The organism is Anaeromyxobacter sp. PSR-1 (genome assembly GCF_000964525.1).
Lineage (GTDB): Bacteria > Myxococcota > Myxococcia > Myxococcales > Anaeromyxobacteraceae > Anaeromyxobacter.
This window is the reverse complement of the sequence record NZ_BAZG01000165.1, coordinates 1-9,955: the sequence shown is the minus strand read 5'-3', so window position 1 is coordinate 9,955 and position 9,955 is coordinate 1. Positions and strand designations below refer to the sequence as shown.

Sequence of the window (9,955 nt, the reverse complement as noted above, 5' to 3'; positions counted from 1 at the left end):
CGCCCGCCGCGGTGCGGGTGATGGCGGGCGGCACCGCCACCGCGTGCGCGGGGAACGGCAGGTCCCAGCCCGCCGGCCAGCGCACCCGCTCGATCGCCGGCCGGTACGCCCGCCCCTCCACCTCGTCGAGCGAGGTCGCGACGGCCTCGGACGCGGAGAGCAGGTCGCCGGGCGCGAGCCGCGCGTCGTAGGCGCCGCAGGTCCCGACGAACAGCACGCGCGCCGGCGCGTGCAGGGCGACGAGCCGCGCCGTCTCGAGCGCCGCGGCGACGGCGCCCACCCCGGTGACGCCCGCGATCCAGCCGGGCGGGGGCGCCGCGTCGAGGCCCGCCAGCTCGGGCGGGAAGGCGGCGAGGAGCAGGCTGGGGCGTTCGGCCATGCCGCATCGTAGTCCACCGCGGGGTGCCGCGTGCGGGCTACGAGCGGGCCGGCGCCGGCGCCGGGGCGTGCGCCAGCTCGACCTGGGCGCCGCGGCCGTTCGAGGCGGCGACGTCGGCGGAGCCGGTGGGGACCGCGAGCGTGAAGAGGAAGCCTGCTTCGAGGGCGATGGCGAGAGCGACGATTGCGAGGGCCTTCATGTCCAACCTCCGTTGGCCTTTCCTACGGAGAGAGGCCGGGCCTATTTCGACGCGACGGCGCGCGCCCCTCCTGGCCGCGGGCGTCACGGACCGGTCCGCCGCGCCTCCGGGAAGGGACGGCGTGGCGCCGGGGGAGGCGCCGCTTGCCGGTCGCCCCACCCCGTGCTTTCGTCCCTTCCCGTTCACCCGAGGGAGATCGCCGCATGCGCCCGACCCCTGCTCCGCTGCTCCTCGCCGCCGCCATCGCAGCCCTGGCCCTGGCCGCGCCCGCCTCCGCCGCGCCGCCGCGCGCCGGCGCGGGCGACGTGCTGCCCTTCCCCGCCGCCGAGCGGACGCTCCCGAACGGCCTGAAGGTGATCGTGGTGCCGACCGGCTTCCCGGACCTCGTGTCGGTCCAGATCCCGATCCAGACCGGCTCGCGCAACGAGGTCGAGCCCGGCAAGACCGGGTTCGCGCACTTCTTCGAGCACATGATGTTCCGCGGGACGAAGGCCTACCCGCCGGACGCGTACCAGGCCGTGCTCACGCAGATCGGCGCGCGGCAGAACGCGTACACGAGCGACGACCTCACCAACTACCACACCACCTTCGCGAAGCAGGACCTGGAGAAGGTCCTCGAGATCGAGGCGGACCGCTTCCAGCACCTCGACTACTCGGTGGAGGGCTTCAAGACCGAGTCGCGCGCCATCCTCGGCGAGTACAACAAGAACGCCTCCAACCCGCTGGTGAAGCTGGAGGAGGTGCAGCGCGACGCCGCGTTCCGCGCGCACACGTACAAGCACACGACCATGGGCTTCCTCGCCGACATCGAGGACATGCCCAACCAGTACGACTACTCGCGCACGTTCTACGCGCGCTGGTACCGGCCCGAGCACGCGACGGTGATCGTGGCCGGCGACGTGAAGCCGGAGCAGGTGTTCCCGCTCGTCGAGCGGTACTTCGGCGGCTGGAAGCGCGGCGACTTCCAGGCGCGGATCCCCGCCGAGCCCGCGCCGCAGGGGCCGGTCTACGCGCACGTGCCGTGGACCACGCCGACGCTGCCGTGGGTCACCGTGGCGTTCCACGGCCCCGCGTTCTCCGAGACGGGCAAGGACTGGGCGGCGGTGGACCTCCTGTTCGACCTGCACTTCGGCGAGACCTCCGACGTGTACCGGAAGCTGGTGGTGGACGAGCAGAAGGTGGACGCGCTGTTCACCGACACCGGGCCGAACGTGGACCCGGGGCTGGTCACCGTCTACGCGCGGCTCAAGAAGGCGGAGGACGCGCCGTACGTCCGCGACGTGATCCTGAAGGCGTTCGCGCAGGCCCGCGCCGCCGCGCCGGACGCGAAGAAGCTCGCCGACCAGAAGTCCCACGGCCGCGCCGCGTTCGTGCGCCGGCTCGACTCCACCGACGCCATCGCGGGGATCGTGGCGCGCTTCGCGCACTTCCGGCGGTCCTACGCCACGGCGAACCAGCTCTTCCGCACCTACGCGTCGCTCCAGGGCGCCGACCTGCTCGCCGCGGCGCGCCGCTACTTCACCGACGCGGGCCTGGTGGTGACGACGCTCGCGAAGGACCCGCTCCCGGCCGCCGTGAAGGCGCAGCCCGCGCTCGCGTCGCTCGAGCCGCGGCCGCCCGCGCCGGCCGGCGTGCCGGTCACGCTGCTCCCCTCGAAGCTCCCGGTGGTCACGGTGAAGCTCGTGTTCCCGGCCGGCAGCGCGAAGGACCCGAAGGGCAAGGAGGGGCTGGCCGCGCTGGCCGCCGACATGCTCGCCGCCGCGGGCTCGCAGCGCATGCGCCTCGACGAGATCCGCGAGGCGCTGTACCCGCTCGCCGCCAGCCTGGACGCGCAGGTGGACAAGGAGATGGCCACCCTCACCGGCCGCTTCCCCGCCGACGGCTGGCGGCGGTTCGCGGACGTGGCGCTGCCGCAGCTCACCGAGCCCGGCTTCCGCGAGGAGGACTTCCGGCGCATCAAGGACGAGCACCTGAACGCGCTCGTGCAGGACCTGCGCGAGTCGAACGACGAGGAGCTGGCCAAGGAGCGGCTGCAGGCGAACGTCTTCGCCGGCACGCCCTACGGCCACCCCGCCATCGGCACCGTGGCGGGCATCCAGGCGGTGACGCTCGACGACGTGAAGGCGTTCGTGAAGGCCCGCTACGCGCGGCCGGACGTGCTGGTCGGCGTGGGCGGCGACGCGCCGAAGGCGTTCCTCGAGCGGCTCCAGGCGGAGCTGGGGCGGCTGCCGGTCGCGCCGGCCGAGCCGGCGCCCGCCGTGGCCGGGCGGCGGCCGAAGGGGATCGAGGTGGAGCTCGTCGAGAAGGACACGCGCGCCACCGCCATCTCCTTCGGCCTGCCCATCGCGGTGACCCGCGGCCACCCGGACTTCCCGGCGCTCTGGCTCGCCAAGACCTGGCTGGGCGAGCACCGCTCGTCCACCTCGCACCTCTACCAGCGCATCCGCGAGACGCGCGGGATGAACTACGGCGACTACGCCTACGTCGAGGCGTTCCCGCGCGGCATGTTCCAGTTCTTCCCGGATCCGAACCTGGCCCGGCGGGCGCAGCTGTTCGAGGTGTGGATCCGGCCGGTGCAGCCGCAGAACGCGCAGATGGCGATCCGGATCGCGCTCCACGAGCTGCGCAAGCTGGTGGACGAGGGGCTCTCCGAGGCAGACTTCGAGGCCACCCGGGCCTACCTCATGAAGAACGTGTACGTGATGACCGCCCGGCAGGAGCAGCAGGTCGGGTACGCGCTCGACTCGCGCTGGTACGGCATCCCGGAGTTCACGCGCTACCTGCGCGACGGGCTCGCGAAGCTCACCCGCGAGGACGTGAACCGCGCCATCCGCACCCACCTCTCCGCCACCGACCTCTCGTTCGTGATCGTCACGAAGGACGCGAAGGGGCTCGCGGCGGCGCTCGCCGCGGACGGGGTCTCCACCGTCAAGTACGACGCCGAGAAGCCGGCCGCGCTCCTCGAGGAGGACCGGGTCATCGGCGCGATGAAGCTCGGCATCCGGCCGGACGCCATCCGCGTCACGCCGGCCGCCGACGTCTTCGCCCGCTGACCGGGCAGGGCCCGCGGCGCGCCGCCCGGCGCGGCCGCCGCGGGCGCCGCCGACCGCCCCGTCCCCGTCGCGCGCGTGGGGGCGGCGCGCACACGCCTGCCCCCGACGCGGCCGCACGAGCGGCTGCCGCCGGGATCCGGATGCTGGTACAGTGGCCGCTCCGGTATCGCGGGATACCGGGCGGCGCGGCGGGAACCTCCGCGCGCCGCGGCGTGGGCGGGCGCGTGGGCGCCCCGGGTGGCGGGAGGCGGTGCGGATGGGCGGGGTGTCTCAGGTTGCGTCGCGCGCGGGCTCGGCCCGGCCGCAGCTGACGCGGTTCCACCAGCGGGTTGCGGCGGAGGCGCTGACCGCGCGCGGCGGGGGCGGCACGTCCCGGCTCGCCCCGGCGCTGGCCCACTCCGCGGTGGACCTGAACCCCCACCAGATCGAGGCGGCCGCGTTCGCGCTGGCCGCGCTCCCCACCGGCGGCGCGGTGCTGGCCGACGAGGTCGGCCTCGGGAAGACGGTCGAGGCGGGGCTGGTGCTGGCGCAGCTCGCGGCCGAGGGGAAGCCGCGCGCCGTCATCCTGGTGCCGGCCTCGCTGCGCGCGCAGTGGCGCGAGGAGCTGCGGTCCAAGTTCGGCCTCGAGGCGGACGTGGTGGACGGCGACACCTGCCGCGAGCGCGAGCGCCAGGGGCTGAAGACCAACCCGTTCGACACCGGCGGGATCGTCATCTGCTCGCACCCGTTCGCCGCGCTCCGCGCCGCCGAGGTGGAGCGTGTCCACTGGGACGTGGCGGTCATCGACGAGGCGCACCGGCTGCGCAACGCCTACCGCAAGGACCACCGCACCGGGCAGGCGCTGCGCCGCGCGCTGCGCCGCTCGCCCAAGCTCCTGCTGACGGCCACCCCGCTCCAGAACGACCTCATGGAGCTGCTCGGCCTGGCGGCGTTCATCGACGACGCGCTGCTCGGCAACGAGGAGACGTTCCGGCTCCAGTACGCCTCCGGCGAGCTCACCGAGGACAAGGCCGCCGACCTGAAGGCGCGGCTGGCGCCGGTGGTGGTGCGCACCCTGCGCCGGCAGGTGAAGGAGTACGTCAAGTACACCGCCCGCCGCTCCATCGTGGAGGACTTCGCCCCCACCGCGCAGGAGCAGGAGCTGTACGACCGCGTCTCCGAGTACCTGCGGCGCGAGGACGCCTATGCCATCCCCATGGCTCGGCGCGCGCTGTTCGTGCTGGTGTACCGGAAGATCCTGGCGTCCTCGTCGTTCGCGCTCGCGGCCACGCTGGACCGGCTCGCCGACACGCTCGACCAGAAGATCGCCGGCGTCGAGTGCACCGCCCAGGCCGACCTCCTGCTGGAGATGGACGGCTTCGCCGAGGAGGTGGAGGAGCTGTTCGACGAGGACGGCGCGCCGCAGAAGCCGAAGGGCCAGCTCGCCCTGCGCCGCATGAACGACGAGCTCGGCGAGCTGCGCGCCTGCGCGCGGCTGGCGCGCGAGATCAAGGTCAACGCGAAGGGCGATGCGCTGGTGCGCGGGCTCGACCGCTGCTTCACCGTGGCCAAGGCGTGCGGGTGGCCGGAGAAGGCGGTGGTGTTCACCGAGTTCCGGCGCACGCAGGACTACCTGCGGCGGCTGCTCGAGTCGAAGGGCTACAGCGTCACCTGCCTCTCCGGCGACGTGGGCGGCACCGAGAAGCGCGCCGCGCTGGTGGAGGAGTTCCGAGACCGCACCCAGATCCTGCTGATGACCGAGGCGGGCGCGGAGGGGCTCAACCTCCAGTTCTGCAACCTGGTGGTCAACTACGACCTGCCCTGGAACCCGCAGCGCGTCGAGCAGCGCATCGGCCGCTGCCACCGCTACGGCCAGCAGCGCGACGTGCTGGTGCTGAACTTCCTCAACCGCTCCAACGCGGCCGACGCGCGCCTGTTCGACCTGCTCTCGCAGAAGCTGGCGCTGTTCGACGGCGTGTTCGGCTCGTCCGACGAGATCCTGGGCGCGCTCGGCACCGGCATCGACTTCGAGAAGCGGGTGCTGGACATCTACCAGTCCTGCCGCTCCGGCGAGGAGATCGACCGCGCGTTCTCGAAGCTGCGCGGCGAGCTGGACGACCGGATCTCGGCGCGCTTCGCGGCGGCCCGCGCGCTCCTGTTCGAGCGGTTCGACGGCGAGGTGCGCGGCCGGCTCCGGGTGGCGGAGAAGAACGCCAAGGAGGCGGTGGCCCGGCGCGAGGCCGACGAGGAGGCGCTGGTCGCGGCCGCGTTCGAGGAGGAGTCGGCGGCGCCGCCGCCGGAGGAGCCCGCTCGCGGCCGCACCCGCCGCGCGAAGCTGGTCCAGGCGGCGGCGGAGCGGATCCGCGCCCGGCCGCAGGACGCGGTCTCGTTCCTGGAGCTCCCGAACCGCCTGCTGCCCGCCTCGCTGGGCAAGCTGGCCGGGCGCGAGGGCTGGTGGTTCGCCTACAAGTACGCGTTCGACGCGCTCGTCTCGGAGGAGCGGGTCGTCCACCTGGTCCTCTGGTTCGACGGCGAGCGGTTCCACGCGCTCTCCACCGAGGACGCCGACGCGTTCGCGGCGCTGCCGGCGGAGGAGACGCAGGCGGGGCCGCGCGGCGCCACCGTGTCGATCGGCGAGGCGCAGGAGCAGGCGCTGGAGGCGTTCCACGCGGCGCTGGTCGCCGACCTGCAGGAGCGGATCGGCGCCGCCTACGACGCCTCCCGCGACCGCTGGGACCGCGCCGTGGAGGACGCGCTCGCCGCGCCGCGCAAGGCGGTCGAGGACGCGCGCGCCGCCTGGGGCCGGGCGCGCGGCGCGCTGGGCGACCGCTCCGACCTGCCGCTGCGGGATCGCCGGGCGCTCCTGGAGCGGGCCGAGCGCGAGTACCGGCGCAAGCTGGACGACCTGCGCGCGGTCGAGGCGCAGCGCTACGCCGAGAAGGACCGCGCCGTCGCCGACCTCAAGAAGCGCTCCGAGGTGAAGGAGCGCCGGACCCTGGTCGCGACCGCGTACTGGCGCTGCGTGTGACCTAGCGCGCCGGCGCCGAGCCGGTGCCGGCGGCCGCCGCCGTCGCCGGCGCCACCAGCTCGAAGCGGATGGGCACCGCCACGCGGCCGCCGCCCGGCGCCGCCAGCGTGGCGAGCGCGCGCTGCACGCAGGTGGACAGCTCCGGCGTGCCGGTGGAGTCCGCGGCCACGCCGATCCGGCCGCCGCCCAGCTCGACCACGAGCACCCCGTCCACCGCCGGATCCCGGCGCAGCGCCTCCGCGTAGCAGGCCTGCAGGTCGCCGGCGCGGGTCAGCACCGCGCGCTTCGCGTCCGACGGGCCGGCGATGGGCTCGCCCACGTCCACCCTGGGCGTGGCGCCTTGCGCCGCGGTCGCGAGCGGGCGATCCGCGCCGGCCCCGCCGCGGGCCAGCGCCGCGCCGCCGTCGGTCCAGGCCCACTCCACCGGCTCGACCGGCAGCGTGAAGGTCTTGCCGCGCGGGTCGGCGCCGCAGGTCGCGTCGTCGGGGAGGTCGAAGGTCAGTTCCAGCGCGAGCCGGCCGGCGCGCTGCGCCTCGAGCACGCGGCGCGCGGCGCCCGCGTCGGCCTCCACCGGCAGCCCGCGCTCCTCGCTCGGCCACAGCCGCGACCCGCCCTCCGCCACCGGCAGCACGCCGGGCTCGGCCAGCGAGAGCCGCCGCTCGCTCGCGTCGTACGGCGCGAAGGGCAGCCGGGCGGCGGGGAGCGTGATGGCGTAGCGCGCCACGATGGCGGCGTCGCGGTCGGCGTCGTGGCGGGCCTCGGCCTCGCCCCGCTCCACCGCGTCGCCGCGCGGGCGGAGCCGCTCCGGCGGGGTGAGCGCCCGGCACAGCGCGGCCAGGTCCTCCGCGGAGCGGATGGCGCGCGGCGCGGGCCCCGGGGTCCCGGCGTGGCGGACGGCGGGGACGGCGGCCTTCCCGCCCGCGGGGGTTGCGGCGGTGAGCAGCGCGGCGACGAGGGCGAGCGTCATGATGCTGGAGGGTAAGGACCGTGGAGCGCCGGCGGCGAGGTCAACGCCCCACGCGGATCCGGAGCGCACCCGGGAGGATCGTGAACCGCGCCGGCAGGCGGCCCGGCGACTCGCCGTCGGAGTCGATGCGCACGCGCGCCCCCTCCAGCGGCTCGGCCTCCAGCGTGCGCGCCCGCAGCACGCGGGTGTTCTCGAGGCGCACGTGGGTGCCGTCGTAGAGCATGGGGCGCTTCGCGACGAAGTCGCCCATGCCGAACGCCTTCCACACCACCACGTCGAACACGCCGTCGTCCATGCGCGCGTCCGGCGCCACCATCATGCCGCCCCCGAAGTAGCGCCCGTTGCAGACCGAGATGGCGGTGATCCGCTCCTCGTGCCACGGTCCGCCGTCCACGCGCCACCGCACCGGCTGGTCCGACCAGCTCATCAGCGCGCGCGCGGAGGCGAGCATGTAGGACAGCTTCCCGCTGGGGAGCTTCAGCCCGCGGTTCACCAGCGCGCTCACCTCGCCCGACACGCCGAACCCGGCCACGTTGGCGAAGTGGCGCGTGACCGGCGCGCCGTCCGGGCCCGCCAGCTCCAGCCGCCCCAGGTCGAGCACCGCCACGTCGCGCGAGGCGAGCGTGCGCGCCGCCGAGTCCACGTCGGGGTCGATGCCGAGCGTGCGGCACAGGTCGCCGCCGGTGCCGCGGGGGATGAACCCGAAGTGCGCCTCGGGATCGCGCGGGCCGGTCTCGCCGGTGAGCCCGTCGATGACCTCGCTGGCGGTGCCGTCGCCGCCCACCGCCACCACCAGCTTGCCGCCCGAGGCGAGCGCCTCGCGAGCCAGCCGCACGCCGTCGCCGCGCACCCTGGTGAAGGCGCACTCGAAGTCGCCGATGGAGGCGCGCACCGCGCGGGCGATCCGGTCGAAGTGGCGGCCGGTGCGGCCGGAGGCGCTGGCTGGGTTGACGATCAGGAAGGGCTTCACCGCTCGGGATCATATCCCGGGACGGCCCGCCGCGGCGCGGCGTCGCGCGTCACGCGGCGCGCGTACGCCCCGGCGGCGGCGCCCCACCCGGCACGGTGCGGGCGTCCTGCGCGCCCCGGGCGGCCCGCAGCGTCGCGCCGGCCTCGGCCCTCGCCCGCAGCGCCCGGACCACGCGCGCGATGGGCACGCCCGTCGGGCACCGCGCCTCGCACGCGCCGCAGCCGTCGCAGGCCTCGAGCGCCGCCGCGGACAGGGCCAGCTCCGGCCCGGCCCGGCCGTGGAGCCGGAAGGCGGCGTGCAGCCCCAGCGCGCGCACCGCCGGCGCGGCCCGCGCCAGGTCGCAGGCGGGCTCGCACAGGCCGCAGGAGATGCAGGCCGAGGCGGCCTCGTCCACCTCCCGATCCTGGAGGAGCGTCGGGAGCAGCCCCTCGGACACGTACGCCGCCCGGAACCGCTCCAGCCCGGGCCCGCGCGCGCGCAGCCGCTTCAGCGGGTGCGCCACGAGGGCGCGGTAGGCGAGGTAGGCGAGCGCGCGCGGCGAGGCCATGGGGCGAGTGTAGCAGCCGGCGCGCCGGCGGCACCTGTGACGTGGGGTCCCCCGCGCTCAGCCCCGCGCCGCCGCGGCGCGCCCGGCCAGCCAGCCGGTGAGGATGGCCACGCCCAGGCCGGTCCCGTCGCTCGCGTGCTCGTGGCCGCCCACCAGCGCGCCCGCCGCGAACAGCCTCGGGTGGACCGGCCGGCCGCGCCCGTCGAGCGGTCGGAGCGACGGATCCACGCGCAGGCCGGCGGAGAGCAGCGGCTGGGGCGCGCGCCGGTCGCGGACGGTGAGCGAGGTGGCGGGCCGTCCCGCGAGGTGCACCCCCGCGTCGTGCCCCTCGGCGGCCTCCACCGGCAGGCCCAGGGTCCGCTCCGCCAGCGCCCCGTGCCGCACCAGCCCGCCGCCCACGAACCGCCCGGTGGCGAGCACCCAGCTCCCCGCCAGGATCGCGGCGTCGCCCACCTCGACCCGGTCGCCCGGCGCGCCGCCCGCCGCCCGCAGCTCGCCGGTCACCACCGTCACCCCGGCGCGCGCCAGCCGCGCCTCGAGCGCCGCCTGCAGCCGGAGCCCGGGGACGCTCGGGACGTCGGAGAGCGTCTCCGCCACCGGCACGCCCGCCGCGGCCGCCACGCGCTCGGGACGTGCGCCGCGGGCGAGAGCCCCAGCACCGGCGGGAGCAGCACCGCCGCGGCGCCGCGCGCGCCGTTCGCGAGCGCCGCCCGCAGCCGCTCCCCAGCCGCTCGGCCTCGCCGGGCGGCTCCAGCGCGCGGGCCAGCTCGTGCGGGCGCGCCCACGGGTCGAGGCCGGGCAGCTCCACCTCCAGCTCGCGCACCTCCGGGCCG

At 76.0% G+C, this 9,955-nt stretch carries 7 protein-coding genes and 1 pseudogene; 2 read left to right on the top strand and 6 right to left on the bottom strand.

The annotated features are described in order from the left end of the window. Positions 1 to 379 (bottom strand): annotated as a pseudogene (locus PSR1_RS18440) (phosphorylase); the annotation flags it as partial. Between the two features lie 37 nt (positions 380 to 416). Further along, positions 417 to 578, bottom strand: coding sequence for a hypothetical protein (locus PSR1_RS24240; protein WP_193388385.1), 162 nt, complete (start codon positions 576 to 578; stop codon positions 417 to 419). A 203-nt stretch (positions 579 to 781) separates the two neighbouring features. On the opposite strand from PSR1_RS24240, the gene PSR1_RS18435 reads away from it, so the two are divergent. Both PSR1_RS18435 and PSR1_RS18430 read left to right on the top strand, forming a co-directional pair. Continuing rightward, entirely contained in the window at positions 782 to 3,631 is a 2,850-nt protein-coding gene (locus tag PSR1_RS18435; protein WP_059438904.1) for a pitrilysin family protein, read from the top strand. 256 nt (positions 3,632 to 3,887) lie between these two features. After that, positions 3,888 to 6,638: an SNF2-related protein gene (locus PSR1_RS18430; RefSeq protein WP_059438903.1), complete on the top strand. Its 2,751-nt coding sequence runs from the start codon at positions 3,888 to 3,890 to the stop codon at positions 6,636 to 6,638. Position 6,639: 1 nt separating this feature from the next. On the opposite strand, the gene PSR1_RS18425 is transcribed toward PSR1_RS18430, so the two are convergent. From PSR1_RS18425 to PSR1_RS18410, 4 genes are read right to left on the bottom strand one after another with little or no spacing between them, the layout of a single operon-like run. Continuing rightward, positions 6,640 to 7,605 (bottom strand): hypothetical protein, encoded by a 966-nt coding sequence (locus PSR1_RS18425; RefSeq protein WP_059438902.1) that lies wholly within the window; start codon positions 7,603 to 7,605, stop codon positions 6,640 to 6,642. 40 nt (positions 7,606 to 7,645) lie between these two features. Next, positions 7,646 to 8,575: a diacylglycerol kinase family protein gene (locus PSR1_RS18420; RefSeq protein WP_059438901.1), complete on the bottom strand. Its 930-nt coding sequence runs from the start codon at positions 8,573 to 8,575 to the stop codon at positions 7,646 to 7,648. 49 nt (positions 8,576 to 8,624) lie between these two features. Continuing rightward, a complete protein-coding gene (locus tag PSR1_RS18415; protein WP_059438900.1) occupies positions 8,625 to 9,122 on the bottom strand; it encodes a 4Fe-4S dicluster domain-containing protein in 498 nt (165 codons plus the stop codon). A gap of 57 nt (positions 9,123 to 9,179) precedes the next feature. Then, the gene (locus PSR1_RS18410; protein WP_237758135.1) at positions 9,180 to 9,743 is read right to left on the bottom strand and encodes an FAD-binding protein; all 564 of its coding nucleotides are present in this window, start codon (positions 9,741 to 9,743) and stop codon (positions 9,180 to 9,182) included. Between the last annotated feature and the right edge of the window lie 212 nt (positions 9,744 to 9,955).

What these genes read in the sequence shown, in the direction of transcription:
- PSR1_RS18430 (WP_059438903.1), top strand. Translation starts at nt 3,888, where the DNA reads ATGGGCGGGGTGTCTCAGGTTGCGTCGCGCGCGGGCTCGGCCCGGCCG.
- PSR1_RS18435 (WP_059438904.1), top strand. Translation starts at nt 782, where the DNA reads ATGCGCCCGACCCCTGCTCCGCTGCTCCTCGCCGCCGCCATCGCAGCC.
- PSR1_RS18425 (WP_059438902.1), bottom strand. Translation starts at nt 7,605, where the DNA reads ATGACGCTCGCCCTCGTCGCCGCGCTGCTCACCGCCGCAACCCCCGCG.
- PSR1_RS18415 (WP_059438900.1), bottom strand. Translation starts at nt 9,122, where the DNA reads ATGGCCTCGCCGCGCGCGCTCGCCTACCTCGCCTACCGCGCCCTCGTG.
- PSR1_RS24240 (WP_193388385.1), bottom strand. Translation starts at nt 578, where the DNA reads ATGAAGGCCCTCGCAATCGTCGCTCTCGCCATCGCCCTCGAAGCAGGC.